A 26,637-nucleotide genomic window follows, 5' to 3' on the forward strand; every position below is an offset into this window, starting at 1 on the left:
GACCTCCGGGTTCGTGTCGTGGGTGCCTTCAGCAGCTCCACTCCACGTCCGGAGGTCCTCCCTTCACAAGACCGCTCAATCAGATCTCGTGGTCACACGCCCTCAACCAACGTCGCTGGGCAGTACAGCTAGCGCGGGACGGCGATCCAGCCCCCGGTGCCGCGCAGCGGCGACTTCAGCACCTTGCCGCCGGCGTTGCGCGGGAGCGGGCCGTCGAGCACCCGCACGAACTGCGGGCACTTGAAGTCGGCCAGGTGCTCGCGCGCGAAGTCGACCAGCGACGGGACGAGGGCGGCGGCGTCGACCCCGGGCCTCGGGAGGACGACGGCGCCGACCTTCTCCCCCATCACCGGGTCGGCGACACCGACGACCGCGACCTCCAGGACGTCGGGGTGCTCGGCCAGGGCGTTCTCGACCTCGACGCTGTACACGTTCTCGCCGCCGCGGTTGATCATGTCCTTGGCGCGGTCGACGATCCGCACGATGCCGTCGTCGATCCGGGCCAGGTCGCCGGTGCGCAGCCAGCCGTCGACGAACGTCTCCGCCGTCCGGGCCGGGTCGCCCCAGTAGCCGGCGACGACGTTCGGCCCGCGGACCAGCAGCTCGCCGACGCCGCGGCCATCCGGGCGGTCGATGCGCACGTCGTTCACCGGCGTCGGGAAGCCGACGGCGTCGGCGTGCGTCGCGGCGTACTCGTGCGGGAGGAAGGTGGCCAGGGCCGAGGTCTCGCTCAGCCCGAAGCCGTTGCCCAGCCGCGCGTTCGGGAAGGCGGCCAGGAGGCGGTGCACGAGCTCGGGCGCGATCGGGGCGCCGCCGTAGCTGAGGGTGCGGACGCTCGAGACGTCGGTGGTCGCGACGTCCGGGTGGCGCATCGCGAGCTCGTAGATCGTCGGCACGCTGGTGACGAGCGTGATCCGGTACTCGGCGATGGCGGCCAGGAAGTCGGCCGGCTTGAACTGCGGCATGAGGACCGACAGCCCGCCGACGTGCATCTGCGTCATGAACTGCGAGCAGCAGCCCGTCACGTGGAAGAGCGGGACCGAGATCAGCGTCGCCTGCTCGGGGTGGCGGGGCAGCTCCCGGCAGCGGATGACGCTCTCGACGGTGGTCAGGAAGTTCTCGTGGGTGACCATCGCGCCCTTCGGGCGGCCGGTCGTGCCGCTCGTGTAGAAGAGCGCGGCGACGTCGGTGTGCGCCGGGTCGGGCAGCTCGCCCGGCTCTCCGTCGGGCAGCGGTTCCCCGGGGCGGACGACGTAGGCGGCTGCGCAGTCCGCGAGGATGAAGTCGGCCTCGGCTGGGGCCAGGCGGGTGTTCATCGGGACGACGACGGCGCCGGCGAGGTGGGCACCCCAGAAGGCGAGCACCCAGTCGAGCCCGTTGCCGAGCTGGACGGCGACGCGGTCGCCGGTGCCGACGCCGGCTTCGCGCAGTCCGCCGGCGACCCGGCGGGCGCGCTCCCAGATCTCGGCACAGGTGGCTTCGGGGCCGCCGAGCTCGATGATCGCGGTGCGGTCGGGGTGCTGATCCGCTGTGCGCCGCAGCAGCTCGACGAGGTTCTTCTGCAGTCCCTCGTACCGGCGGATGCCGTCGCTGCCGGTCTCGACGCCGCTGGTGTCGAAGGGGTACTCCCCCGTCGCCGTGCTCATGTGGTCCCCCAACCGGCGGTGTGGGCGCCGCCGGTCCGGATTGTGCGCCGGTGGACCAGGTCTCCCGCAGGCGGCCGTTCACCCGATCCGGCGGCGCGGGATGCGCTGTCCACAGTTACGGAACCGGCTCTGCCTCCGCCTGCGTAGTCTCCGGGCGTGCGTGATCTTCGGGGACTGCGTCGCACGCTGGCTGTTGCCGTCGTCGGCGCGGCGCTGCTGACCGGCTGCTCCGAGAAGCAGCAGGCCAACGACACGCTCCCCTCGTCGAGCGCCGCGGAGACGTCGGAAGCGCTTCCGCCGCTCGGCCCCGAGGACTTCCCCGTCCCCGACGAAGCCCGAACCAAGGACGCCGCCGGAGCGGAAGCCTTTCTGCGGTACTGGATCGACCTGTCGAACCATCAACAAGATCAGCTGAACGGACAGCCGCTTCGCGAACTTGCCCCGGACTGCATTGAGTGTCTTCGCATCGCCAAAAGCTTTGATGACGTCGCGGCGGCCGGACAACGCTACGACGGGGGCCACGTGACTCTGACCAGCGTCACGGAGCCGTTGGTGGGCGGCAACGAAGCGCGGATAGCGTTCATCGTTGAACAACAAGCCGTCCGTTTGCTCGACGCCGCTGGCAACGTTGTTGACCCAGGCCTGCCCCTTCGCTCGGACCTTAGCTCCGGGATGAGCCTTACCTGGTCGGACGCCAAGCAGGTTTGGCTTGTAGCGAGCATGACTCTCGGATGAGAGCTATGACCGTGCGAGTCCTCCTCCTCGCCAGTCTGACCATCGGCCTGCTTGCGACGCCGACCGGCGTTGCTCAGGCCTGCGCGTTCCAGACGTGTCCCGAGGTCGGTGACGGCGCAGTTGACGTCTACTACGAGGGCTCGGCTGTGCCTGAAGTGGTTGGCGCGCAGGGCTCCGACGCGGCCGATTACTTGTGGAGACTGTTCGACCGCTGCCTGTCGGCCGCCGAAGAGACCGGGTACTGCTCGCCCACCGACGTGCGGCAATGTCCGCCTGCGGATCCGGGTCGGGTGATTGGGTTCTTTGTCGTAGAGCGCCGATCCGTAGTTCGCGACGACTACACGGTCCTTCAACAAGGGCTGGACGGGGAACCGGTAGTCGTGCAGTTGGACCCGGCCGAATACCAGCCGGGAGATCCGTTCGATGACTGGATCTATCAGCGCGAGGGTTGCTTCGACATCACGCCGTTAAACCCGCCGCCGTCGCCGGCCGAGGTGTTCAGCTACTTCGAGCGGCTGCCGCTGCCGCAGCTCACCACCCAGCACCAGCCGCCGGGCGACGGCCTCACCGGCCTCCCGGTCATCTTCTTCACCGACTCGCCCACGACGCAGACCTTCACCGTCGACATCCGCGGCTTCCAGGTCGTCATCGAGGCGACCGCCGAGCAGTTCACCTGGCACACCGGCGACGCCACGGGCCAGCTCGTCACGACCGACCCCGGCGCTCCCTACCCCGCCCAGACGATCGAGCACTCCTACCGTTCGGGCACCTACACCGCCTACCTGACCGTCACCTGGGGTGCGACGTTCACCGTCGACGGCAGCGCCGAGGCCGACGTCCCCGGCACCACGACGACCGACGGCCCACCCGTGACCTTCGACGTCCTCCAGGCCCGGCCGGTCCTGACCAACCCGTACAACTGACCTCCGCCAGGCCTCGAGGACTCCGGCTCAGTCCTCGACGACCGCCAGCACCGCGTCGGCCAGCAGCTGCTGCCCCTCGTCGGTCGGGTGCACGTCGTTCGGCAGCACCAGCCCCGCCGCGATCGAGTCGCCGCCCGCCTCGGTGGCGGGTGCCCGGAACGCCGCGTAGCCGTCCGCCACGTCGGCGTCGTACTCGGCCGCCAGCTGAGCGATCTGACCGCCCAGGGCACCGGTCGCCACCCCGAACGCGTCCGAGTAGTTGAGCGCGTAGTACGTGACCACCACGATCTGGCCGTCGTACCCGGCCTCACCGCGCAGCGTCGACAGAATCTGGGTCAGGTTCGTCTGCACCGACTGCGCGAGGGTCTGCAGCGCGGCGGCATCCGAGCATCTGGTCGGCGTCGTCTGCTGGCAGATGAACGCGTCGTTCGCGCCGATCTGCAGGGTGACCAGCTCGATGTCGTCGTTCTCCTGCAGCGCCCGCACCGCGTAGTTCATCTGCGACTGGTCGAACGACTGGTACTGCACGTGCACCGGGTACGCCTTGCGGTACCCGAACTCGGAGTCGAGGGTGTTCTCGCAGCCGTTGCTCTGCGCCGAGGCGTCCAGGAAGCTCGCCGTCGTCTCACCGGGGCACGACGCGTTCAGCACCTCGAGGCCGAGCTCCTCGCCGACCAGCTCGGGATACCCGGTGAAGTTGTCGGCGTCCGGGAACTCCGCCGTCGCCCCGCCGCGGTAGCCGAACGGCACCGAGTCGCCGAGCGCCAGGTAGGTGCCCGCCTCCGTTGCCGTCGGCGCCGACGTCGAGCTGCTGGCCGAGTCCTCCGCCGGCTCCGGGTCCGACGAGCAGGCCGCCGTCATGAGCAGGCAGCCGGCCGCGAGCAATGCGGCGAGGGAAGGGAACCGGGCGGGGGAGGAAGTGCGCACGCGTATTGCTACCAGCCGGATCGTCAGACCGGAGCAGCGAGACGGCGCGGGTCGAAGAGTCCGATGGGATGCCTCGTCGTCCCGTCGATCGCAAGGTCGGCCAGGATCTCGCCGACCACCGGCACGAACTTGAAGCCGTGGCCGGAGAAACCGCAGGCGATCGTGACCTGTGCGTGGTGCGGGTGCGTCGCGATGACGAAGTGCTCGTCCGGAGTCGTCGTGTACATGCACGCCACGGCATCCAGCGACCGCCCGGGCAGGGTCGGGATGATCCGGCGCAGGTCCGCGGCGAGGAACTCGACCTCCTCCGGACGCACCTCGCGATCCAGGCCCTCCGGCGTGGTGACGGCGCCCTGCCGGAAGAACGCCACCTTCGCGCCGCCGTCCGGGCCGTCGATCGCCGGGAACCCGTAGATCTGGCGCTCCCCGCCGTAGATGTAGATCGGGTGGCGGTCGGAGCTGAACGGCGCCACCCCGTCGTCAGGCTGGAACCAGTGCATGACCTGCCGCTCGACGACCAGCGGGAGGCCGAGGTCGGCAAGCACCTGGGGCGCCCACGCCCCGGGGCAGATCACCAACCGGCCGGCCGTGTACGTCCCGGACGCGGTGGTCACCCGCACACCGTCGGAGGTCGGGCTCCACTCCAGCGCCGGCTCGTCGAAACGCAGCTCGGCGCCCCGGCGCTCCGCCAGTGACAGGTGCGCGGTCACGGTCGCCTCCGGCCGGACGAACCCGGCCGCCTCCTCGTACAGCCCGATCTCGTCGTCAGCCGGCGCGAAGGTGGGGAACCGGCGGCGGATCTCGTCCGCGTCGAGGACGTCGTGCGGCAGGTCCCACTCCCGCGACGCGCGCAGGCTGCCCGCCACCGTCGCGCAGTCCGGCCGACCGAAGTAGAGACCGCCGGTGAGCGTCATCAGGTCCGCCCCGGAGTCGGTCTCCAGCCGGCGCCACAGCTCGTAGGCGCGCAGCAGCAGCGGCACGTACGCGGGGTCCTCGAAGTAGGACTGCCGGATGATCCGCGAGCCTCCGTGGCTGGACCCCATGGCGTGCGCCGCGCCGAACCGCTCCAGGCCGAGCACCCGCTGCCCGCGGGCGGCGAGATGAGCGGCGGCCGCGCTGCCCATGCCGCCGAGCCCGAGGACGACGACGTCGTAGGTCATGCCCGCTTCCTCACACGATCCGGATGCGGAGCCGGCGGAACCCGCGGCCCTTGTTCTCCATCTTCACGACCTCCACCCGGCCCACCATCGACGTCGACGCCACGTGCGTGCCGCCGTCGGCCTGCGTGTCCAGGCCGACGATGTCGACGATCCGCACCTCCTCGATGTCGGGCGGCAGCAGGTTGGTCGCCGTGCGGATGATGTCCGGGATCGCGAAGGCCTCGTCGCGCGGCAGCGTCTTCACCTCGATCGGCCGGTCGGCGGTGATCTCGGCGTTCACCGACTCGGCGATGCGGTCCTTGAAGTCCGGCGGCACCTCGGCCAGGTCGAAGTCCATCCGCGCGGTCAGCGGCTCCATGTTGCCGCCGGTCACCAGTGCCCCGAAGTCGCGGAAGACGACGCCGGTGAGCACGTGCAGTCCGGAGTGGGTGCGCATGAGCTGGGTGCGCCGCTCGTCGTCCAGCGCTCCGCGCACGGCGGTACCGGGCGGCGGCACCGGGTCGCCCTCCACCGGGATCAGGTAGAGCTCGTCGCCCTTGCGCGTGCCGGCGATCCTCGTCCGGACGCCGCCCCACAGCAGCACGCCCTCGTCCGGCGGCTGCCCGCCGCCACCCGGGTAGAAGGCCGACCGGTCGAGCACGATGCCCTGCTCGGCGTCGGAGGACAGGACCGTCGCGTCCCACTCCCGGACGGTGGAGTCGGCGAGATCGAGGCGGTGGGTGTGGCCGTGGTGGTCGGTCGCGGTGGTCACCAGGGCATGCTGCCCTGCCGCCCGTGGACGACGACAGGACCACAGCCGCCGAGTGGACCGGAAACTGTCGTACCTGCTGGTTAGCGTCCAGCCATGGACGGCGACGAGGCACCCGCGCAGGGCGTGCCGGTCCACCTGCTGCCGGAGGACCTGGCGCCGGCCCTGTCCGAGCTCGAGCTGGTCGCCGACATCTGGGCGGCCGACGCACGCGAAGCCCGCCACGTGGCCGAACGGGCGGTCGCCCTCACCCGGTTCGCCCGCCGGCGCCGTCGCGAGCGGATCCAGGAGTTCGGGCCCCGCGGCGGACCGGGCCTCGACAGCCGCCACCGCCAACCGGCCTTCCTCGCCGACTTCTCGGAGACCCTGGTCCCGGAGGTGGCGCTCCTGCGCAACTGCTCCGAGAGCGAGGCCGAGCACCTGCTCGTCGAGTCGCTGATCCTCACGACGACGCTCCGCGGCACCTGGACCGCGCTGTACGAGGGCCGGATCAGCGTCCCGAAGATGCGTGCGCTGGTCGACCTCCTCGGCACCGCGAAGCCTGCGGCTGTCGAGGAGATCGAGGCGCTGGTCCTGCCGGTCGCCGAGCGCTGCAGCGTCCCCCAGCTCCGGCAGCGCGTCCGCCGGGCCCTGACCCGCCTCGACGCCGACGCACTGGAGAGACGACGCAAGGAGCGGGAACTGCGCGCCGACGTCACGCACCAGTCGATGGGCGAGGGCATGGGCCGCGTGGTCATCGACCTCCCCGTGTGGCGGTCGGCCGCCTGCGTGGACGCGGTGCGCCGGCTCGCCGACCAGCAGCGGTCGGGTGGCGACACCCGGCCGATCGGGGTCATCCGGTCCGACATCGCCGCGGACTTGCTGCTCCGCCCCTGGGATTCGTCCCGGCCGCCCGTGACCGCCGTGCTGACGATCCACGCGCCGCTCGCCGCGCTCGACCCCACGGGCGACCAGCCACCCGCAGAAGTCTCCGGGGACGTGGTCACCGCGGCGCAGTGCCGCGACCTGCTCGAGCGGCTCGACATGCTCGGGGTACGAGCTGCGCCGCCGGGTGGCAGCGTGCAGGTGGCCGTGAGCGATCCGGCGACCGGCCGGCTCCTCGCCGTCGGCACGAGGAGCGAACTGCGCCGAGCCGCGGGGAGGCGGCGTCAGCACCGCCGTGCGTCGAACCGCCCAGCCGACGCCCGACGCCGCTCGGGCCGGTACCCGTCCGAACAGGCGGCGGACGGCCCGGGCCTCCCAGCGCCGGAGCCGACGACCGCCTACCGCCCGACCGCCGCGCAGAGGCGATTCGTCCGCGTCCGCGACCGGCACTGCCGCTGGCCGGGTTGCCGTCGGGGTCCCGCCCGCTGCGACCTCGACCACGGCGAAGCCCATGCCGACGGCGGCCCCACCGACTGCTGGAATCTCTGCTGCCTCTGCCGGCGCCACCACCGGATCAAGACCTTCGCCCCGGGCTGGGGCTTCGAACTGTTCGCCGACGGGTCCGTGGTGGTCCGCACCCCGAGCGGCGTCTCCCGCATGTCCCGGCCGGCGGGATCGTCCGAGCTCGGCGAACCCGATCCGCCCTGGCTCGAGGAGCTGGCACCGCCCGACCCGATGCGCTGCTGAGCCAGGGACTCACCGGCCGACCCACCGGTAGGCGTTGACCGTCCGGACCGCTCGCGCGCACTCTCGACGGGCGGCGGTGCCGCAGGGGCCCGCCCGCCCTCCGAGGAGTGGTGGCATGTACGCCCGTTCCACGACCGTGCACGGCGATCCACAGCTGCTGGACCAGGGGATCGCCTACATCCGCGACACGATGATGCCGGCGGTCCGGCAGATGGACGGATGCATCGGTCTGTCGATGCTCTCCGACCGCACGTCCGGCCGCTCGATCGTCACCACCTCGTGGGCCGACGCCGAGGCCATGCGTCGCAGCGCCGACCCCCTCGCGCCGATGCGCCGACGGGCCGCCCAGCTCCTCGGCGGGGAGGCAGGCGACCTGAACGAGTGGGAGATCGCGGTCATGCACCGGTCGCACGAGACGCACAACGGCGCCTGCGCCCGAGTCATGGTGGGCGAGGGCGACCCCGCTCGGATCGACGAGCTGGTCGACTCCTTCCGGATGGGTCTGCTGCCGCGGATCGAGGACCTCCCCGGCTTCGTCAGCCTGAGCCTCATGGTCGACCGCACGAGCGGCCGCACCGCTGCGGCTGTCGGCTACGACAGCCGGCAGTCCATGGCCGAGGCCGAGGCGCCGGGAAGGGCGCTGCGCCAGGAGTTCACCGGCCACATGCGCACCGAGGTCACCGACGTCGCGGTCTACGACATCATCCTGGCCCACCTGCGGGTTCCCGAGACGACCTGACCCGAGCGGTCAACTGAAGCGCGGCCGCGGCGGCCAGCACGTCCCGGTCCAGCCACTCCAGCAGGAACATCGAGCCGTGCACCTCGACGACGTTCGCCGAGTCGGGGATGCGCCGATCCGGCGCAGTCGCGGTCATGCGCCCATCGCAGCAGCGGCGGATGACGCGACCGTGGCCTCCGGACGTCGGCCGTGTGTCGCTCCGGCCGTGCGGGTGACGACGGGTCACGGCATCCTCGTCTGAGGACCTCCCTGCAGCTGAGGACGGACACCGTGACGACCTCTGATCCGACTCCCACGACGGAGAAGCGGGGCCGCCACGCCCGCTCCGCCGACTACGCCGACCCCGAGCCGAACGCGAACCAGCGACCGGACGGCGACCCGCCCGGCGAGGCCGAGGCGCACGGCGCGACGCCGCCCGGCACCGGACCGGAGGACACCCGGCAGGACGCCACGTCACCGGAGGAGCCCCCCGAGGAGCAGGCGGAGGACGACGAGCGACCCGCGCAGCCCCAGGCGCAGGAGTACACCGAGACCGAGCCCGAGAAGTCCGCGCAGGACGACGAGCCCGAGGAGGTCGGCAAGGACCATCCCGCCGAGGATCGGCCCGCCAAGCGGTCGTGGTTCCGCCCCGGCCGTACGCTGCACCCGCTCGGCCACCACCCGGCCGGCACGTCGCTCCTCATGAGCTCCGGCCTCCTCATCGGGCTGTCCCTGGCGCCGGTGATCTTCGACCAGCTCGACTTCGACATCGCCACCCGCGCCGCGCGCGCCGCCCGCAGCGCCGCCGCACCCTGGCCCGGCGGTGGCGAGCCGTGGTTCTGGCCGTCCTGGGTCGCGATGGTCGCGGCGGTCGTCGCCGCCGTCCTCATCGTCCTGGCGTTCACCGGCCTCCGGCTCCCCGACCTGGCCGTCCTGGTGCTCGGCGTCGTCCTCACCGTGTCGACCGCCCGCGCGGCCTGGGCCACCCTCGACGTCGTCAACTCCCGCCTCTGGGACCTGCTGCCGCTCTGCCTCATCTGCCTGCTGGCCTTCGGGCTGGCCATCAGCGGCACAGCGCACTGGCGATCACCCGAGGACGCCGCAACGGGAACCGGCGCCGGAGGCGCGGCCGGCGTCGTCGCCGCCGGAGCGGCTCTCTCGCTGATCCTGCTCGCCGGTGGCGCCGCCGTCGCCAGCGTCCAGGCGAAGGGCCTCGGCCCCGGTGGGCCGCCGCAGGACGTCGCCGGCCTGCTCAGCACCCGCGCGGCGGACGCCCCCGAGGTCGACGTCCTGGACGGCGGCTGGGCACCGCAGCTCGCCGCCGCCCAGGTCGGGGACGACGACGCCGCGGCCACCGCCTTCTCCGCCCGGCACCGCGACAGCACAACGCGCACGCCCGCCCTGCTCGCCCGCGGCGACGACGTCGGCAGCGACCTGGACGACACCTGGTGGGTGTCGCTGGCCGCCCAGCGCTTCGGCTCCGAGCAGGAGGCCGCGCAGTGGTGCGCCTCGAGCGGGCTGCCCGAGTGCGTCCCGCTGGAGGTCAGCGGCTGATCAGACCACCCGGGTCAGCGCGGGCCAGAGGGCGTCGGGGCCGTCGGCGAGCAGTCCGGCGCCGAGCACCCGCGCCCACACGAGCTCGCTGCCGGCCTCGTCGCGCCACGCCCACAGCCGCCGCGTCAGGTGGTGCAGCTTGTGCTCCTGCGTGAACCCGATCGCGCCGTGCACCTGGTGCGCCAGCCGGGCGACCACCTCGACCGCCGCACCGGCCCGCACCTTGGCGGCGGCCGCGGCGAGCACCACGTTCTCGCCCCGGTCCAGCGCCTGCACGGCGGCGTCGGTCAGCGCCGTCACCGCGGTCACCTCGCCGGCCATCTCGGCCAGCTCCATCTGGATGGCCTGGAACTTCCCCAGCGGCCGGCCGAACTGGTGCCGCTCCCCCGCGTACTGCACCGTCCACGCGAGCACCTGCTCCAGCGCCGCAGCCAGCTGCACCGCCCGCGCCAGCGCGTAGCGCGCCCGCACCTCGCCCGCCTGCGCCGGCGTCAGCAGCGCACCCGACGTCCCGACCTGGTCCAGCACCAGCGAGCCGCGCGGCTCGCCGGCGAGGTTGAAGGCATCGGTCGCCGGCAGCGACGACGCGTCCACGAGGGCCAGCACCGCGCCGTCGATCCCCGCCGGCGCGGGCGCCAGGACGACGACGTGCGCCGCCGCCCCCGCCCACGGCACGTCGGTGACGGTGCCGTTGAGCGTGAAGCGTCCCGGCCCGTCCCCGTTGTCGACCGGGTGCACCGTCACCGCGTCGGCGATCGCGAACGTCGTCGGCTGCTCGGGCGACGGCAGCTCGAGGTCGGCCACCACGAGCGCGGGGCCCGCGACCAGCAGCTGCTCGGCCACCGGCACCGCCGCGGCGCCCGCCGCCAGCGTCCGCACGATCGCCACCGCGTCGGCCAGCTCACCGCCCGAGCCCCCGGCCTCCTCCGGCAGCCCGACGCCGGTCAACCCCGCCTCGGCCAGCGCGCCCCACAGCCCCGCGTCCCACCGGCGGTCGGCCGTGAGCACGAACGGCTCGAAGCCGCCGAGGATGTCCCGGACGGTCTCGACCACCAGGTCCTGGTCGCTCATCGCAGACCCAATCCACGCGCCACGATCCCGCGAAGGATCTCGTTGGTCCCACCCCGCAAGGTGTAGCCCGGCGCGTGCAGCTGCGCCTCGGCCATCGCCCGGCCCAGCGGATCGGGCGAGTCCAGCGACGGCGTCACGTCCACGACCTTCCGGATCTCCTCGACCACGTCGGCCTCGAACGTCGTCCCGACGTCCTTCACCAGTGCTGCCGGGATGTTCGGCAGCTCCCCCCGGTCGAGGGCTGCCGCGATCCGCAGCGACATCTGCCGCAGCGCCAGCACCCGCGCCGACAGCCGGCCGAGCGTGGCCAGCGCCGCCGGGTCACCCGAGTCCGCCACCCGCCGGGCGAACTCGGCGACGAGTGGATATGTCGACAGGAAGCGCTCCGGCCCCGACCGCTCGAACGCCAGCTCCGCGGTCACCTGGTGCCAGCCGTTGCCCTCCTCGCCGAGCAGCATGTCGCCCGGGACGACGACGTCCTCGAACACGACCTCGTTGAAGTGGTGGCCGCCGTCGAGGATGCGGATCGGGTTGATCGTGATGCCCGGCAGCGACAGGTCGATCAGCAGCTGCGACATCCCGGCGTGCCGGTTCGAGGTGTCCTGCGGCGAGGTGCGCACCAGCACGATCCCGTAGTGCGACTCGTGCGCGTTCGACGTCCAGACCTTGGCGCCGTTCACCACCCAGTCGCCGGCCTCGTCGCGCGTGGCCTTCGTCCGGATCGAGGCGAGGTCGGAGCCCGAGTCGGGCTCGCTCATCCCGATGACGAAGAAGCACTCCCCCGCCGCGATGCGCGGCAGGATCTCCCGGCGCTGCTTCTCGGTGCCGTAGCTGAGGAGGTTGGGGCCGGACTGCCGGTCGGCGATCCAGTGCGCGGCCACCGGCGCCCCGGCGGCGAGCAACTCCTCGGTCACGGCGTAGCGCTCCATCGCCGAGCGCTCGTGCCCGCCGTACTCCTTCGGCCACGTCATCCCGAGCCAGCCGCGCTCGCCCAGCTTCTTCGAGAAGGCGGGGTCGACGCCGGACAACCAGGTGTCCACGTGGGTCCGGAACGAGCCGGCGGCCAGCTCGGCGGCGAGGAACTCGCGGACCTCCGCCCGTACCTGCTCCGCGGCCTCCGACCGCGGCGCGGGCGCCAGGGTCAACGAGTTGCTGCTCATGCGGCTCCCCACGTCGGTGTGGTGCTGTCCCCCTCGGTTGTACAGGCACCCCCGGAACTGCACCGCGCGGAGGTCCCTGTGCCGACGACGTCAGCGCGCGTAGCGTCCGCCGCGCTCCGCCCGACGACCGGGCGCCGAGCCACGGGGGAACGGCCATGCCGAGCACGCGCACCGCGATCACGACGCTGGCGACCGCCCTGCTGATCGCGGGGTGCGGCGCGGGCAAGGCGCTGAGCGGCCTGGCCGACGACGCCGTGCGCTCGGGCGACGACCTCCTCCGCAGCGGCGACGAGCTGGCCGACGGCTCGCTCTACCTGCGGCCGCTCGACGAGGCGATCCCGCCGGCCCAGGCGGCGGAGCTGGCCGACGACCTCGAGCCGTCCATCAGCGCGCGCCTGCAACGCCACCTGGACGGGCTGTCGGAGGAGCAGGCGGTCCAGGTGACCGGGTACTCGTGCGCCGCGAAGGACTGGCTCGAGGTCGGCATGGCCGACTCCGTCCCGGAGGCCGTCCAGAAGGCCATGGTGAACGAGGGCGGCAACAGCACCCTCCGGCAACGGGTGGAGGGACTCACCGAGGACCTCGAGGACGCCGGGAACTCGGGCGAGATCGCGCTGCAGGTCGCCGCCTTCGCCGTCTGCGAGGCGGTCGATGCCGGCTAACCCCGCCGCTCGTCGTCCTCCTCCGGCGAGCTGCGGGTCAGCTGCCGGAACTCGCTGACGACGTCGTTCGCGACGGCCCCCAGCGAGTTCAGCGCGCCGGTGACCAGCCGCCGGACGCCGTTCATGTCCAGCCCGAGCCCGGCACCGATCCCCGCCGCGACGTCCATCCCGCGCAGCTCCCCCACGGACCTCTCGCGCTCGGCCAGCTCCGGGCACCAGCGCATCGCGTCGCCCGACATCGACCAGTCGCCGGTCGCGCCGTCGATCGCGCTCGCCACCGGGTTCGGGGAAGGGTCCATGGCCGCCTCCAGCGCAGGGGTCCGCCCCAATGGTGCGCCCGGCGGCGGGCTGGCGGAAGGGCCCCGCCCTCAGCGCCGGCGGGTCAGCGCCAGGAGCGCGATGTCGTCGGCACGGTGGGCTCCGGTGAGGTCGGCCAGGAGCCGGTCGCACAGCTCGTCGGGGTCCGACGTGCCCGCCCCCGTCGCCGCCGCCAGCAGGTGCGCGAGCCCCTCGTCGATGTCGGCCGACCGGCTCTCCACCAGCCCGTCGGTGAAGAACACCAGGGTGGCCCCCGCCGGCAGCACCCCCGCCCACTCGACGGCCGGCGCCGGGGCGGGCGGCGCCCCGAGCATCCGGCTCGGCGCGACCGGCAGGAACTCGGCGTGCCCACCGGCGATGAGCAGCGGCGGCAGGTGTCCCGCCGACGCGATCCGCAGCTGGCCGGTGGTGGGGTCCAGGGTCGCGAACAGCGCGGTCGCCATCCGCTGCAGCCCGAGCAGCGACCAGCTGGCCTGCAGCCGGTCGATGACCGCGCTCGGAGAGGGCCGGTCGACCAGCAGCGCCCGGTACACCGAGTTGAGCTGACCCATCGTCGCGGCGGCCACGATGTCGTGACCCACCACGTCGCCCACCGCGAGGGCCACCTCGTCGCCGGGCATCCGGACGACGTCGTAGAAGTCGCCGCCCACCTCGACGCCGTACGTCGCCGCCAGGTAGCGGACCGCCGACGACAGCCCGGGCAGCTCCGGCGGCTGCGGCGGCAGCAGGTTGGCCTGCAGCGTGTGCGACGTCCGGACGTCGAGCTCGTACCGCTGCGCCTTCGCGATCACCAGGGACAGCTGCAGGCCCAGCTGCTCGGCCACCTCGACGTCGGCCGCGCTGAACTGCCCGCGCCGGTGGTCGGCGCCCAGGCTGAGCACGCCGAGCTGGTGGCCGTCGGCGACCAGCGGGACGGCGATGATGCCCACGAGGTCGAGCGCCCGCACCGCCTCGAGATGGCGGTCGTCGGCCGTGACACGGACCAGGAACTGGTCGTCCACCGTGCGGATCCACTGGGTGCGGCTCTCGATCAGCGCACGGGCCGCGGGGTGCGGAGCCCCCTGCTGCTGCGGGAGGGGACGTCGCTGGAGCTCCTCGGCCACGGCCGCCATCGCGGGATCCCGGTGACGCACCGTGCGACGGGAGAGCCCGTCCTCCGACGCCAGGTCGACCGTCGCGACGGAGGCCAGCCGCCCCACGACCAGCTCCGTGAGCCGTTCGACGGTCTCCTGCACGTCCGCGGCACCGGCCAGCAGCCGAGCCGCCTCGAGCAGGAAGGCCGCCCGTTCGGCCTGGCGCGTGGTCTCCTCGTGCAGCTGCGCCCGTTCCAGCGCCTGCCCTGCCTGTCGCCCCAGCGTCGACAGCAGGTCCACCTCCGCGGGTGCGGTGCCGGGCAGCGCTCCCGGCTCGTCGAGGCTGAGGAGGTCGTCCTCGCGGGCGATCCCGAGCACGATGGCGCCGAGCCGGTGGCTGTCGGCGGACACGGGGACCGTCACCAGCGCGGTCAGCCCGGCGGCGTCCATCGCCGCCGCCACCGCCGGCTGGACCGCGCGCAGCCGCTCGTCGAGCGGGACGGTCCGGACGCCCTGCGCCAGCTCGAGCGCCAGCTGCCCGGCAGCGGCGTCGTGCAGCGCGTGCAACAGCTCCTCGGGCAGCCCGTCGGAGCGTTCGGGGACCAGGAGGGGCATCTCCTCCGGGTCGTCGGGTTCCTCCACCAGCATCAGCGCGGCGCCGCTCGCGCCCACCGCCACCCGGCTGCGCTCCACGATGACCGTGGCGACGTCGGCGACCGACGTGGCCGCCGCCAGGTCGGAGACCACCGTCTGCACGACCCGCGACCGCGCCTCGGACTCCTGCGCCGCGCGCTGGGCGGCCAGCAGCTCCCGCTCGTACCGCCGCCGCGCCGTCGCCTCGAACAGCGTCGCGCGCATGAGCAGCGGTGCGCCCGCCTCGTCGCGCAGCTCCACGGCGTTGAGCAGGCACGGCAGCAACGAACCGTCCACCCGGACGACGTCCAGCGCGATCTCCCGGACCGCCCCCTGCATCCGCAGCAGCGGCGCCAGGTGGGTCTCGTGGAACACCCGGCCACCGACGCTGAGCAGGTCCTGGAACCGCGTACCCACCAGGTCGTCGGGCGTGCGGCCGGTCCAGGCGCAGAAGGTCCGGTTCACCTTGACGATCCGCCCGTCCGGCAGCGTGGAGAGGTACCCCATGGGCGCGTTCTCGTAGAGGTCGGCGGGGTCTTCCTCCAGTAGCCGGCCCAGCTGCGCCCGCGGGTCCTGACCCGGGTTCCCGATGGGGTCCGTCGACCTCACCCCGTCAGGAACGCCCGGATCGCCGCCGTCGTCTCCTCGGGGGCGCTCAGGTGCGGCACGTGCCCGGACGCCTGCAGGTGGGTGAACGTGCTGCCGGGGATCTGCGCGTGCACGAACCGGCCCACCACCTCGGGGGCGATCACGTCGTGGCTGCACTGCAGCACCAGCGTCGGGACCGCGACGCCCGCGAGGTCGGCCCGGTTGTCCGACAGGAAGGTCACCCGCGCGAACCGACGGGCGATCTCGGGATCGGTGCGGCAGAAGCTGTTGGTCAGCTCTTCGGCCAGCTCCGGGCGTTGCGGGTTGCCCATGATCACCGGGGCCATCTGCGCAGACCAGCCCAGGTGGTTGGCGTCGAGGGCGTCGAGCAGCCCGGCGATGTCGGTGCGGCTGAAGCCCCCCACGTAGTCGTCGTCGTCGATGTAACGCGGGTTGGGGCCGACCATCACCAGACCCCCGAACAGCTCCGGCGCCTGCTGGAGGGCGAGCACCCCGATCATCGCGCTCACCGAGTGCCCCACGAACACGACGTCGGCGAGGTCCAGCTCCCGGCAGACCTCCACGATGTCGGCCGCGTAGCCGCGCAGCGAGCCGTACTTCTGCGGGTCGTAGGCGCTCAGGTCGGAGTTGCCCGACCCGACGAGGTCCAGCAGCACGACGCGGTGGTCGACCTCGAAGTCCGGCGCCACGAAGCGCCACATCGCCTGGTCGCAGCCGAACCCGTGCACGAACACGATCGGGCGCCCGTCGGCGACGCCGCTCACGCGCACGCAGTTGCGCTGGAGGACGCCGGTCATGGATCGACCCTAGGCGACCACCGGCCGGGTGTCGCGGGTCCTGTCACCCACGGGTGCGGTCCGCGCGGCTACCCGCCGGGACGACGCGCCGGGGAGGAGGCGTGGACCACCACCGTCCGTATCCGGAATCCCCTGTTGTGCGGGAAGCCGGGCCCCTAACCTCCCCGGCATCGTCCCGGCAGGACCGCCGGTGCGCACGGCACGACCGACCGACGAGGTGCTGCATGACCGCGACCGCGGTCCGTCCGACCGGCCTGATCCCCACCCCGCGCGCGGCTGCGGACACCACCGCGCCGCGCTCCGCCGCCACGGCCTCGGCCGCCTGCCGCGCCGTCGCCTACCAGCGCGTGCTGCACCAGCTGGTGCGCCGCGAGCTGCGGCTGCTCGCCGACCTCGCCGCCTGGGCCCCCGCCGGCGAGGCGGAGCGGACGGCCGCGCTGACCCGTCACGCGGACCTGATCGGCCGTGTGCTGCTGCACCACCACAGCGTCGAGCGGGAGGCCGTCTGGCCGGCGCTGCTGCGCGCCGCCCCCGCCGAGGCCCGCGACGCCGTCGACGACTGGACCGCCCGCTGCGCGCGGATCGACCACATGCTCCGCGACGTCGCCACCGCCGCCCGCCAGTGGCAGGTGGCCGCGACCGCCCCGGCCCGGGACGCCTTCGCCGCCGCGTGCCGCGAGCTCGCCGCCGCGGTCGAGGCCCAGACCCTCGACGAGGAGCGGGTGCTCGTCCCGCTGCTGGCCGAGCACCTGGCTGCCGCCGACTGGACGGCGATCGCCGCCCGGTCGCACTGCCGCCTCTCGGCCCCCGAGCAGCTGTTCGTCCTCGGGCTCGCGCTCGAGGACTCCTGCGCCACCGACCGCGCGCGACTGCTCGACGGCCTGCCGTGGTCGGTCCGCCGGGCCTGGCGGCTGCACGGCGCCCGGCGCTACCGGGCCGCCGTCGTCCGCCTGCGCGGCGCGCCGCCGGCGGCCTGACCAGGGTTCAGTAGCGGGACGTCCCGCAGTCGGAGCAGCGCTTGCGCTCCACCGACGTGGCAGCGGTGCAGTTGTCGCAGACCCAGGTGGTCCGCTCCGTCGTCCGTTCCTCGATGACCGTGCTCATGTCCTTCTCTCCCCTCTCCGGTTCGGGGAGAACGCTAGGCACGGAGTGTGTCCAGGAGGTGACGCCAGAGTTGCGCTTGGCTCCCAACTAATTGCCGCCGATCACTTCCGGCCCGTCGTCCGGTCTTCCCCGGCATGACGACGTTCGTGCTCGTGCCCGGCGCAGGCGGCGACACCCTCTTCTGGCACCGGCTGGTGGCCGAGCTCGAACGGCGCGGGCACGAGGCGCTGCCCGTCGAGCTGCCGGTCCGCGACGACTCGGCGGGGCTGGCCGCCTACGCCGACCGCGTCGTCGAGGTGGTCGGCGACCGCTCCCCCGTCGTCCTCGTCGCGCAGTCGATGGGTGGGCTCACCGCTCCGCTGGTCTGCGAGCGGGTGCCGGTGCAGCTGCTGGTCCTGCTCAACGCCATGGTGCCGCTGCCCGGGGAGACCGGCGGCGAGTGGTGGTCGGTCACCGGCCAGGGCGAGGCGGCCGCGGCCTACCGGCAGAGCCTGGGCCTGCCCGCCGACCTCGACGAGGACGCGACGTACTTCCACGACGTCCCGCCCGAGGTGGTCGCGCGGTACACCGACCAGGAGTTCGCCCAGTCCGGGCGGCCGTTCGAGGACCCGTGGCCGCTGGACCGGTGGCCCGACGTCCCGACCCGCGTCGTCGCCGGCCGCGACGACCGGCTGTTCCCGGTCGACTTCCAGCGGAAGGTCGCCGCCGAGCGGCTCGGTCTCGACGTCGACGAGGTCCCGGGCGGGCACTGCGCAGCGCTGAGCCGGCCGGTGGAGCTGGCCGACCTGCTGGAGAGCTACCTCGGCTCGCGGGAGGGGCCGAGGTAGGCCACGCCGCCGTCGAGGTCGATCCTCGCGTGGGGCGGGGCGCCGTCCTCGACGTCGTCGCGGCGCAGCTCCCGGACCCGCTGCTCCTCCAGGTCCAGGGCCTTGCCGGGGAACAGCGCGGCGGAGAAGACGTCCATCCCGCCCGCCGACAGCGCGTGCCGACGGCGCCCGTGCAGCCGGCTGCGACGTCCGAGCCGCGACCAGGCATGCTCGGCCGTCGCGAGGACGACGAGCAGGACCACCAGTCCTGGCAGCGTCAGCGCGAAGAGCGCACCGGCACCCATGCCGCCACGCTAACGCCTCCGGCCCTGCCCGCGGCCCCGGCCGGGCACAATGGTCGGTTCCGCGCGGAGGCGCGCAGCCCAGCAGGAAGAGGAGAGCTTGACGACGGTACGGCCCGAGGCTGCCCACGCGGCCGACCTGGCGGCGGAACAGCACTACGTGAGCGGCCTCTACGCCCGGCTCGACGAGCTGCGTGCCCGCACCGTGGGGCGCCTCGAGGAGCAGCTGGCCCTCGTCCCGCACAACCCGCAGGCCATCGGTGAGCGCGAGGCGCAGGTCGAGCTGCACACCCAGCGCATCGTCGCGCTCGACGCCGCCGAGAGCGGCCTGTGCTTCGGCCGCCTCGACCGCCACGAGAGCGACGTGCCGCGGTACATCGGCCGGATCGGGCTCTCGGCCGAGGACGGCCGCGAGGAGCCGCTGCTGGTCGACTGGCGGGCCCCCGCGGCGCAGTCGTTCTACACCGCCACTCCCCTGCACGACCTCGGCGTGCGCCGCCGTCGGCACATCCGGACCCGCGGCCGCACCGTCGACTCGATCGCCGACGAGACGCTCGACCTCACCGCGCCGGAGGTCGCCGAACGCGCCGGTCCGGCCAGCGAGTCGGTGCTGCTCGCCGCGCTGAACGCGACCCGCACCGGCCGGATGACCGACATCGTCCGCACCATCCAGGCCGAGCAGGACCGGATCATCCGGGCCGACGCCCGCGGCGTGGTCGTCGTCCAGGGCGGTCCAGGCACCGGGAAGACCGCCGTCGCGCTGCACCGCGCGGCCTACCTGCTCTACACCCACCGCGAGCGGCTGGCCCGCAGCGGCCTGCTCGTCGTCGGCCCCACCCGGACCTTCCTCCGCTACATCGCCGACGTGCTGCCCTCCCTCGGCGAGACCGGCGTCGTCCTCGCCGACCTCGCCGGGCTGCGCCCCGGCATGCGGGCCGACGCCGTCGAGCGGCCGGAGGTGGCCGAGGTGAAGGGCCGGCTGGCGATGGCCGACGTCGTCGCCGCCGCCGTCCGCAACCGCCAGGCGGTCCTCGACCGGCCGGCCGAGCTGGTCATCGACGGCACCCCGCTGCGGTTCACCAAGGCCGACGCGGCGCGCGTCCGCTCCCGCGCCCGGGCCGCCTCGCGCCTGCACAACGAGGCGCGCCCCGCCGCGGCCCGCACGGTGATCGAGCTGGTGGCCCGCAAGTACGCCGACAAGCTGGGCGAGAACGTGCTCGGCGGCGCGAACCTGCTCGGGGAGGGCGACGTCGCCGCGCTGCGCCGCGAGGTCGCCGCCGAGCCCGCCGTCCACCGCCTGGTCGACCGGCTCTGGCCGCGGCTCACCGCCGAGCGGCTGGTCACCGACCTGCTCGCCTCCCCGGACCGGCTGGCCGCCGCGGCGCCCGGCTGGAGCGAGGCCGACCTCGCGCTGCTGCAGCGTCCGGCCTCCGCGCCGTGGACGCCGGCCGACGTCCCGCTGCTCGACGAGGCCGACGAACTGCTCGGCGTGGACGACTCGGTGCAGCGGGCGGCCGACCGCCGCGAGGAGCGGCGCCGGCTGCGGCACGCCCAGGAGACCCTCGACCTGCTGCACGGCTCGCGCTCGCAGGACAGCGAGACCGCGGACGAGTCCGAGGAGCTCAGCGCCGGCGACCTGCTCGACGCCGAGGGCCTCGCGGAGCGCCAGGAGGTCTCCGACACCCGGTCGACCGCCGAGCGCGCGGCCGCCGACCGCACCTGGACCTACGGGCACGTCATCGTCGACGAGGCGCAGGAGCTCTCGGCCATGGCGTGGCGGCTGCTGCTGCGCCGGTGCCCGACCCGGTCGATGACGCTCGTCGGCGACGTCGCCCAGACCGGCTCCGCCGCCGGCGCCTCGAGCTGGGCGCAGGTGCTCACCCCGCACCTCGGGCAGGGCTGGCGGCTGGAGGAGCTGACCGTCAACTACCGGACGCCGGCGGAGATCATGGCCGTGGCCGACGACGTGCTCGCCGCCGGTGGCACGGGCGGGACGACGGCCCAGGCGGTGCGCTCGACCGGGGTGCCGCCGTGGTCGCAGCGGGTGTCCCCGGAGGGTCTGGCGGACGCCGTCGCCGAAGCCGCCGCCGAGTTCGACAAGGAGGAGGGCACCCTCGCCGTCGTCGTCCCACCCAGCCGGTTCGGCGCGCTGGCCGACGCGGTGCGGTCCCGCCTCCCGGAGACCAGCACCGACGGCGAGCTGACCACCGGTCCCGCGGTGCTGGTGCCCGAGGCGGTCAAGGGGCTGGAGTTCGACTCGGTCCTCGTCGTCGACCCGGTCGCGATCCTCGAGGAGGGGGTGCGCGGGCACAACGACCTGTACGTGGCCCTCACCCGCGCCACCCAGCGGCTCGGCGTCGTCCACCCCGGCGAGCTGCCCGCGATGCTCTCGGGGCTCGACCCCCGCTGAACGCACGAAGGGCCCGGCAGCCGCAGCTGCCGGGCCCCTGTGCGCGTGGGTCACATGCGGGCCCACACCTCGTCGCGGGTCTTCAGGACGATCAGACCGGCCCAGCCGAGGCCCACCGCGACGAGCCCGGTGCCGATCGAGGGCAGCCACGGGTCGCCGGAGAACATCGTGAAGACGACCCAGCCGACCACGTTGAGCACCAGCGGGTAGACCGGGATGGCACGCGCCCGCCAGGCGGCGTAGACGGCCAGGTTGACGCCGAGGGCGATGCCGAACACGCTGCTGGCCGCGATGATCGCGCCCTGGCCGTAGCTCCCGGCGAGGTTCCAGATGTCGAGCGCCTGGTCGGCCGGCAGCGAGTTGGCCAGCGCCACGTCGTAGAAGTCGACGACGATGATCCCGGACAGGCCCGAGCCGAGGCCGGCCAGCACCATGGCCACGAGCGACGTCCGCGGTGCGCCCCGGCGGGCCAGGCGGACCAGGGTGAAGGCCGCCGGGACCAGCAGCAGGTAGCCGAAGTGCAGGACGACGGCCGCCCACAGGATGTTCGTCCTGTGGTCCACGCCGGTCTGCAGGTACTCGGCGTGCGTCTCGTTCTGGTACGGGATCATCAGCAGGCTGACGCAGGTCAGCGTGCCGGCGCCGAGCAGGGACAGCGCCCCGCCGATCCGGCGGAACCGGGTCTGCGGCTTGAGGTCGGTGGCCGCCGCGGTGGGTGCCGGCTCGGTGGTCGTGGTCATCGGGATCGGGTCCTTCCAGGGGTTCGAGGGGTTCTGCGGTGTCAGGGAGAACCCTCGTGCGCCCCGCGTCCCCGATCCCAGGGACGGCCGTCCCGAACTCCCGGGCAGCTGTGTCCGGGAGGGCCGTCCCGGCCCGGCTCGCCTCAGCCCGCCGTCGCGTAGCGGAACGCGGCCCGCTCCTTGCGCTCGAACGGACGGCGGAAGGCCAGCGACCACAGGGTGTGCGCGGGCCGGCCGAGGAATGCGGCCGCCGCGGTCCGCCCCTCGGCCGGCAGGTCGTGCATGACCCACGCGAGCGTGAACGGGATGAGCTTGGCCGGGTAGCCGGCGCCGACCTGCTTGTCGATCCGCGCCCAGTCGGCCGGGGTGAGGAAGCGCTGCACCAGGGCGAGGGCGTCGCGCTCCTCGTGCCCGAGGTGGGCGCCCAGCCTCTCCCGGGTCCGCGTCAGGTCCGCCACGAGCGCGGCGTGCGCCGCCTCGTCGGCCCGCTCGGCCAGCGTCGCGAAGCCGCGCGCGCAGGCCTCGAGCATGGGGTCGATCTCGCCGTGCTCGGCCTCCATCGCCTCCAGCGTCGCCAGGTCCTCCGGCGACCCGCCCTTCTCCACGGCGGCGACCAGCTCCGGCCAGATGAACCTGTCCTCGCCGCTGTGGTGGTGGTGCAGGATCGTCGCGAAGCGCTGCCAGCGCTGGTCCAGGGCCTGCCACGTGGCCCGGTCGGCCACCGGGGTCCCGCGCACCGCGCCGGCGAAATTACCCAGGTCGCGCCGGAACGCGTGGTGCATCAGGAACATCGGCGTGAGGTCCACCGGGCCGTCGGGCGCCGCGGCCTGCCCGGGGAGCGTCAACTGGCCCTGCGTGGAAGTGCTGGTCATCGGGGGTTCCCTCTCGTGGGCGGCCGCCTGCCGGCCGGCTCGCGGTGACTGTCGCGGTCACCACTTGGAGGGCGCTGAAAGGTGACTGGGATACCGGGGGCTGTCCGAAACCGGACCCCGCCGGGCAGGATGTCGCCCGTGCGTCGCTGGGTGCCGGGCCTGCTCGCCGCCCTCGGCGTCGGGTGCACGCTCGCCGCGGTCGCCGTGGGCGCCCTCGTCGCGGACGCCCGTCCCGTGGACGCCGGCGACGCCACCCTCGGCCTGCTCTACCCGCTCGTCGCCGCGCTGGTCCTCCGGCGGCAGCCGGGCAACCTGGTCGGCCGGCTCCTCATGGTCAGCGTGGTGACCGGGCCGTACCTGCTGGCCGCCCAGTACCTCGTGCTGACCGGGAGCACCGAGGGGGCGCTCGGTGGGCTCGCCGCGTGGCTGACCGCCTGGGGCTTCGTCCCCTACTACGTGATCGTCGCGCTCGTCCCGCTCTACTTCCCCGACGGCACCCTGCCCTCGCCGCGGTGGCGCCCGATCGCGCGCGTGCTGGCCACCGTGGTGGCCGTCGGCACGGTGGCCGCCATGTTCCGCAGCGGCCCGCTCGACTACGCCCCGCAGTTCCAGAACCCGCTCGCCGTCGGGCTCTGGGTGAACGTGATCCTGCTCGCCTGCTCGTTCACCGCCTTCCTCGTCGGCGGCGCGGTCGGCGTCGCCGCCCAGCTGGTCCGCATGCGGCGCGCCGAGGGCGTGCAGCGCACCCGCCTGCAGTGGCTGCTCCTCGGCGAGTCCGTGCTCTTCGTCTGCGTCACCGCCTCGCTGGTGCTCGACCTGCCGGTGATCTCGAGCGCGCTGTTCGCCGTCGGCTTCGCCGCCCTGCCGGTGGCGGTGGCGGTCGCGGTGCTGCGGCACGGGCTCTTCGACGTCGGCCTCGTGGTCAGCCGCGCCGTGGTGTTCAGCGTGCTCTCCGGGCTGCTGCTCATCGGCTACGCCGTGCTGGTCGCCGTCGTCGGCGAGCTGAGCGCCGGGGAGCGCCGGTTCGCCGTGGCGGCGGCCGCCCTCGCCTCGCTGGCCGCGGCGGCCGGCTGGGAACGCGCCCAGCGCGCCGTCGACCGGCTGCTCTACGGCGAGCGGCGCGACCCGCTCGCCGTCGCCACCCGGCTGGGGACGACGCTGGACTCCGCCGCCGCCCCCGCCGAGGCCCTGCAGGCGCTGGCCGACGAGACCGCCCGCGCGCTGCGGCTCCCCCGCGTCGAGATCGTGCCCGCCGATCCGCGGCTGCCCTCGGCCGCCTCCGCCGGCACCCCGCGGCTCGAGGGCCCGGCCGACGTCCTGCCGCTGGTCTCGCTCGGCCGCGAGGTGGGGCGGCTGTCGGTCAGCCACCGGCATCCCGGCGAGCGGTGGCGGCGCTCGGAGAAGGACGCCCTGGACGACGCCGCCCGCCGGGCCGCCGCCCTGGTCTGGGCCGCCGGCCTGGTCGCCGACCTGCAGGCCGGCCGCGAGCGGATCGTGGCCGGGCGCGAGGAGGAGCGCCGCCGGCTGCGGCACGACCTGCACGACGGCGTCGGCCCCGAGCTGGCCGGCATGGCGCTCCAGCTGGAGCGGCTCGCCGGGAAGCTCTCCGACGACCCCGACCTCGCCGCGCTGGCCGGACGGCTGCGCGACCAGATGCGCCGCACGGTGGCCGCCGTGCGGCGCGCCGTCGACGACCTCCGGCCGCCGGCGCTGGACGAGCTGGGCCTGGTCGAGGCCCTCCGCGAGCACGTCGCCGCCTACCGGCTCCCGGTCCCCGCCGGCGGCCCGGCCGGCCAGGAGGACGCCCGCGTGACGGTCACCGCCGGCGACCTGCCCGACCTGCGCGCCGCGGTCGAGGTGGCCGCGTACCGGATCGCGACCGAGGCCGTGGCCAACGCCGTCCGCCACGCCGGTGCCTCGTCGTGCACCGTCTCGCTCGACCTCTCCGGCGACGATCTGCTCGTGGAGATCACCGACGACGGGCGCGGGGTCGCGGCCGACGCCGTGCCCGGTGTGGGCTCGACGAGCATGCGGGAGCGGGCCGCCGAGCTCGGCGGCTCGCTGGACGTGACGTCGGCCGCCGGGGCCGGGACGACGGTCCGCGCCCGGCTGCCGCTGGTGGCCCGGTGAGTGCGCCGATCCGGGTGGTCGTCGTCGACGACCACCCGCTGTACCGCGAGGGCGTGGCCGACGCGCTCGGCGACGCCGACGACATCGACGTCGTGGGGACAGCGGCCGACGGCGAGTCCGGCGTGGCCGTCGTCGACGAGGTGCGCCCGGACGTCGTTCTCATGGACCTCCGGATGCCCGGTGGCGGCGGGCTGCCGGCGACCACCGCGATCGCCGCACGGCACCCCGGCACCGCGGTCGTCGTGCTGACGATGAGCGACGACGACGACTCGGTGTTCGCCGCTCTCCGCGCCGGCGCGCGCGGCTACCTGCTCAAGGAGAGCGAGGGCGCCGACATCGCGCGGGCAGTGCGGGCAGCCGCCCGCTCGGAGGCGGTGTTCGGCCCGCGCATCGCCGACCGCGTGCTGGCGTTCTTCGCGAACTCGCGGGCCCGCGCCGCCGCGGTGCCCTTCCCCGAGCTCACCGATCGCGAGCGCGAGGTGCTCGACCTGGTCGCGCACGGGCTGCCGAACGCGGCGATCGCGGCCCGGCTGTTCCTGTCGGAGAAGACGGTGCGCAACCGGGTGTCCGACGTGCTGACCAAGCTGCACGCCGCCAGCCGCGCCGAGGCCGTGGCCCTGGCCCGCGACGCGGGGCTCGGCCCTAGCTGACGCCGGCGGTCACCCGGAGGACGACGCCGCTGGCCGGCCTCGCCGGGATCCGGTGCAGCGCGATGGTGAGATCCTGCTCCGGGACCTCGACCTGCAGCCGCGCCAGCCGGACCGCCAGCGCCGACAGCAGCGCGACGGTGAGCTGCTCGCCCGGGCAGCGGTGGTTGGTGCGCGGGTCGCCGCCGCCCTGCGGGATCAGCTCGAAGGCGCCGATCTCCCGAGCCAGGAAGCGCTCCGGCCGGAACGCGTACGGGTCGCCCCAGAGGTCGGGGTCGTGGTTCTGCCCGTACAGGTCGAGCAGCACCATCGAGTCCTTCGGGATCCGGACGCCGTCCCACTCGACCTCGCGCGGCGCCCGGCCGCCGATGAACGGGGCGAACGGGTAGAACCGGCGGACCTCGTGCGCCCAGGCCTCCGCGAACGCGGGGTCGCCGTCGGCGAGCCGCTTGCGGTTCTCCGGCCAGCGGATCAGCGCGTGCCCGGAGAACGCCGCGAACCAGGCGACGGCGGTGGTCGGCCGGATGATGTTGAGCAGCTCCACCGCGGCGACCCGCGGGTCCAGCCGCTCGCCATCGGCGTCCCGGTGCCGCGCGACCACCTCGACCGCCGATCCGGACGGCACCGTGACCGCGCCGTGCCGGACGTCGCGGACGAGCTGCGCCAGCCAGGCCTCGCGCCGGCCCCGGGCCCGGCGGGCGCGGACGTGCCGCGGACCGCCGCTGGCGAAGCCGTCGACCATCGCCACCAGGTCGCGGGCGAGGCCCGGGACCTCGTCCTCGGCGAGGGGGATGCCGGCCCAGCGGGTGACGGCGCCCGCGAGAACCCTCGCCGCCTGGTCGATCAGCACGATCTCGGAGCGGCTCGCCCACCGCGGCACAGCGGCGTCCCACGCCGCCTCCACCTGCTCCACCAGCGAGGCGATGCCGTCCTCGCGCATGAGCAGACCGATGAACATCGACTTGCGCACCCGGTGCGCCTCGCCGTCCAGTGTGTGCACCGCGCCCTTGCCGAACAGCGTCCCCTGCACCGGCTCCGGGATCGCGTGCGCCCGGTGGACGTGGTCCTCGTCGTACAGGAAGCGAGCGGCGTCGGGCCCCTCGATGGCGGTCACCGGGAGCCCGCCGAGCCGGGCGCCGACGGTCCGCCGGCCGGTCGCCCGCCGCCGGTCGGGCAGCCAGCCGTACCCGCGGGTCAGCAGCTGCAGGGCGTTCTCGGGACGACGCGCCTTCGGTCCGGGCATGGGGGACACGGTGCCCCGGGGTCGCCGGCGGCAACCAC

General features: G+C 74.1%; 24 protein-coding genes. 11 read left to right on the top strand and 13 right to left on the bottom strand.

Features of this window, described 5'->3' with window-relative positions:
- Positions 1 to 128: 128 nt before the first annotated feature.
- Positions 129 to 1,646, bottom strand: a complete 1,518-nt coding sequence (locus DCS98_RS18790) for a class I adenylate-forming enzyme family protein (protein WP_116452931.1) — start codon at positions 1,644 to 1,646, stop codon at positions 129 to 131.
- Between the two features lie 156 nt (positions 1,647 to 1,802).
- Between DCS98_RS18790 and DCS98_RS18795 the strand changes: the two genes are divergently transcribed.
- Together DCS98_RS18795 and DCS98_RS18800 are read left to right on the top strand one after the other, a co-directional pair.
- On the top strand, positions 1,803 to 2,381 hold the full coding sequence (locus DCS98_RS18795; protein WP_116452932.1) for a DUF6318 family protein: 579 nt from the start codon (positions 1,803 to 1,805) through the stop codon (positions 2,379 to 2,381).
- Positions 2,382 to 2,386: 5 nt separating this feature from the next.
- Positions 2,387 to 3,304, top strand: a complete 918-nt coding sequence (locus DCS98_RS18800; RefSeq protein WP_116452933.1) for a hypothetical protein — start codon at positions 2,387 to 2,389, stop codon at positions 3,302 to 3,304.
- A gap of 27 nt (positions 3,305 to 3,331) precedes the next feature.
- Here the strand turns inward: DCS98_RS18800 and DCS98_RS18805 are convergent, their stop codons facing one another.
- The 3 genes from DCS98_RS18805 to DCS98_RS18815 are packed head-to-tail and all read right to left on the bottom strand — an operon-like array spanning position 3,332 to position 6,142.
- Entirely contained in the window at positions 3,332 to 4,231 is a 900-nt protein-coding gene (locus tag DCS98_RS18805; RefSeq protein WP_206340343.1) for an SGNH/GDSL hydrolase family protein, read from the bottom strand.
- A gap of 23 nt (positions 4,232 to 4,254) precedes the next feature.
- A complete protein-coding gene (gene solA, locus DCS98_RS18810) occupies positions 4,255 to 5,391 on the bottom strand; it encodes an N-methyl-L-tryptophan oxidase (RefSeq protein ID WP_116452934.1) in 1,137 nt (378 codons plus the stop codon).
- Positions 5,392 to 5,401: 10 nt separating this feature from the next.
- A complete protein-coding gene (locus DCS98_RS18815; protein WP_116452935.1) occupies positions 5,402 to 6,142 on the bottom strand; it encodes an alanyl-tRNA editing protein in 741 nt (246 codons plus the stop codon).
- A gap of 93 nt (positions 6,143 to 6,235) precedes the next feature.
- Here DCS98_RS18815 and DCS98_RS18820 point away from each other — a divergent pair, with 93 nt between their 5' ends.
- The 3 genes from DCS98_RS18820 to DCS98_RS23135 all read left to right on the top strand — a co-directional run bounded on the left by DCS98_RS18820 (position 6,236) and on the right by DCS98_RS23135 (position 10,022).
- Positions 6,236 to 7,750 carry an HNH endonuclease signature motif containing protein gene (locus DCS98_RS18820; RefSeq protein WP_116452936.1) on the top strand — a complete coding sequence of 505 codons (1,515 nt, stop codon included), beginning with the start codon at positions 6,236 to 6,238 and terminating at the stop codon, positions 7,748 to 7,750.
- A gap of 115 nt (positions 7,751 to 7,865) precedes the next feature.
- Positions 7,866 to 8,489 (top strand): hypothetical protein, encoded by a 624-nt coding sequence (locus tag DCS98_RS18825; RefSeq protein ID WP_116452937.1) that lies wholly within the window; start codon positions 7,866 to 7,868, stop codon positions 8,487 to 8,489.
- A gap of 270 nt (positions 8,490 to 8,759) precedes the next feature.
- Entirely contained in the window at positions 8,760 to 10,022 is a 1,263-nt protein-coding gene (locus tag DCS98_RS23135) for a hypothetical protein (protein WP_164704654.1), read from the top strand.
- Here DCS98_RS23135 and DCS98_RS18835 read toward each other — a convergent pair whose 3' ends face one another.
- A complete protein-coding gene (locus tag DCS98_RS18835) occupies positions 10,023 to 11,093 on the bottom strand; it encodes an acyl-CoA dehydrogenase family protein (protein WP_116452938.1) in 1,071 nt (356 codons plus the stop codon).
- The gene (locus DCS98_RS18840) at positions 11,090 to 12,253 is read right to left on the bottom strand and encodes an acyl-CoA dehydrogenase family protein (RefSeq protein WP_116452939.1); all 1,164 of its coding nucleotides are present in this window, start codon (positions 12,251 to 12,253) and stop codon (positions 11,090 to 11,092) included. The genes DCS98_RS18835 and DCS98_RS18840 overlap by 4 nt, the downstream gene beginning before the upstream one ends.
- 155 nt (positions 12,254 to 12,408) lie before the next feature.
- Here DCS98_RS18840 and DCS98_RS18845 point away from each other — a divergent pair, with 155 nt between their 5' ends.
- On the top strand, positions 12,409 to 12,915 hold the full coding sequence (locus DCS98_RS18845) for a hypothetical protein (protein WP_116452940.1): 507 nt from the start codon (positions 12,409 to 12,411) through the stop codon (positions 12,913 to 12,915).
- On the opposite strand, the gene DCS98_RS18850 is transcribed toward DCS98_RS18845, so the two are convergent.
- From DCS98_RS18850 to DCS98_RS18860, 3 genes are all read right to left on the bottom strand, one after another.
- Positions 12,912 to 13,214, bottom strand: a complete 303-nt coding sequence (locus tag DCS98_RS18850; protein ID WP_116452941.1) for a hypothetical protein — start codon at positions 13,212 to 13,214, stop codon at positions 12,912 to 12,914. The two genes, DCS98_RS18845 and DCS98_RS18850, sit on opposite strands and share 4 nt — an antisense overlap.
- 69 nt (positions 13,215 to 13,283) lie before the next feature.
- A complete protein-coding gene (locus DCS98_RS18855) occupies positions 13,284 to 15,548 on the bottom strand; it encodes a SpoIIE family protein phosphatase (RefSeq protein WP_241038364.1) in 2,265 nt (754 codons plus the stop codon).
- Positions 15,545 to 16,345 carry an alpha/beta fold hydrolase gene (locus DCS98_RS18860; protein WP_116452942.1) on the bottom strand — a complete coding sequence of 267 codons (801 nt, stop codon included), beginning with the start codon at positions 16,343 to 16,345 and terminating at the stop codon, positions 15,545 to 15,547. Before DCS98_RS18860 ends, DCS98_RS18855 begins: the two co-directional genes overlap by 4 nt.
- Before the next feature lie 224 nt (positions 16,346 to 16,569).
- On the opposite strand from DCS98_RS18860, the gene DCS98_RS18865 reads away from it, so the two are divergent.
- Positions 16,570 to 17,322, top strand: a complete 753-nt coding sequence (locus DCS98_RS18865) for a hemerythrin domain-containing protein (RefSeq protein WP_116452943.1) — start codon at positions 16,570 to 16,572, stop codon at positions 17,320 to 17,322.
- 261 nt (positions 17,323 to 17,583) lie between these two features.
- A complete protein-coding gene (locus DCS98_RS18870; protein WP_116452944.1) occupies positions 17,584 to 18,276 on the top strand; it encodes an alpha/beta fold hydrolase in 693 nt (230 codons plus the stop codon).
- Here DCS98_RS18870 and DCS98_RS18875 read toward each other — a convergent pair.
- Entirely contained in the window at positions 18,246 to 18,560 is a 315-nt protein-coding gene (locus tag DCS98_RS18875) for a DUF6191 domain-containing protein (protein ID WP_116452945.1), read from the bottom strand. The genes DCS98_RS18870 and DCS98_RS18875 overlap by 31 nt on opposite strands.
- A gap of 97 nt (positions 18,561 to 18,657) precedes the next feature.
- On the opposite strand from DCS98_RS18875, the gene DCS98_RS18880 reads away from it, so the two are divergent.
- Positions 18,658 to 20,967 (top strand): HelD family protein, encoded by a 2,310-nt coding sequence (locus tag DCS98_RS18880; protein ID WP_241038374.1) that lies wholly within the window; start codon positions 18,658 to 18,660, stop codon positions 20,965 to 20,967.
- A gap of 50 nt (positions 20,968 to 21,017) precedes the next feature.
- On the opposite strand, the gene DCS98_RS18885 is transcribed toward DCS98_RS18880, so the two are convergent.
- Positions 21,018 to 21,707 (bottom strand): hypothetical protein, encoded by a 690-nt coding sequence (locus DCS98_RS18885; protein WP_116452946.1) that lies wholly within the window; start codon positions 21,705 to 21,707, stop codon positions 21,018 to 21,020.
- 143 nt (positions 21,708 to 21,850) lie between these two features.
- Positions 21,851 to 22,579, bottom strand: coding sequence for a hemerythrin domain-containing protein (locus tag DCS98_RS18890; protein ID WP_116452947.1), 729 nt, complete (start codon positions 22,577 to 22,579; stop codon positions 21,851 to 21,853).
- 138 nt (positions 22,580 to 22,717) lie between these two features.
- Between DCS98_RS18890 and DCS98_RS18895 the strand changes: the two genes are divergently transcribed.
- Positions 22,718 to 24,709 carry a sensor histidine kinase gene (locus DCS98_RS18895; RefSeq protein WP_116452948.1) on the top strand — a complete coding sequence of 664 codons (1,992 nt, stop codon included), beginning with the start codon at positions 22,718 to 22,720 and terminating at the stop codon, positions 24,707 to 24,709.
- Positions 24,706 to 25,359, top strand: coding sequence for a response regulator (locus DCS98_RS18900; RefSeq protein ID WP_241038376.1), 654 nt, complete (start codon positions 24,706 to 24,708; stop codon positions 25,357 to 25,359). Before DCS98_RS18895 ends, DCS98_RS18900 begins: the two co-directional genes overlap by 4 nt.
- Here DCS98_RS18900 and DCS98_RS18905 read toward each other — a convergent pair.
- On the bottom strand, positions 25,352 to 26,599 hold the full coding sequence (locus DCS98_RS18905; RefSeq protein WP_116452949.1) for a cytochrome P450: 1,248 nt from the start codon (positions 26,597 to 26,599) through the stop codon (positions 25,352 to 25,354). The genes DCS98_RS18900 and DCS98_RS18905 overlap by 8 nt on opposite strands.
- Positions 26,600 to 26,637: the final 38 nt, after the last annotated feature.

Origin of the sequence: Blastococcus litoris (genome assembly GCF_003075095.1) — a bacterium.
GTDB classification, from domain to species: domain Bacteria; phylum Actinomycetota; class Actinomycetes; order Mycobacteriales; family Geodermatophilaceae; genus Blastococcus_B; species Blastococcus_B litoris.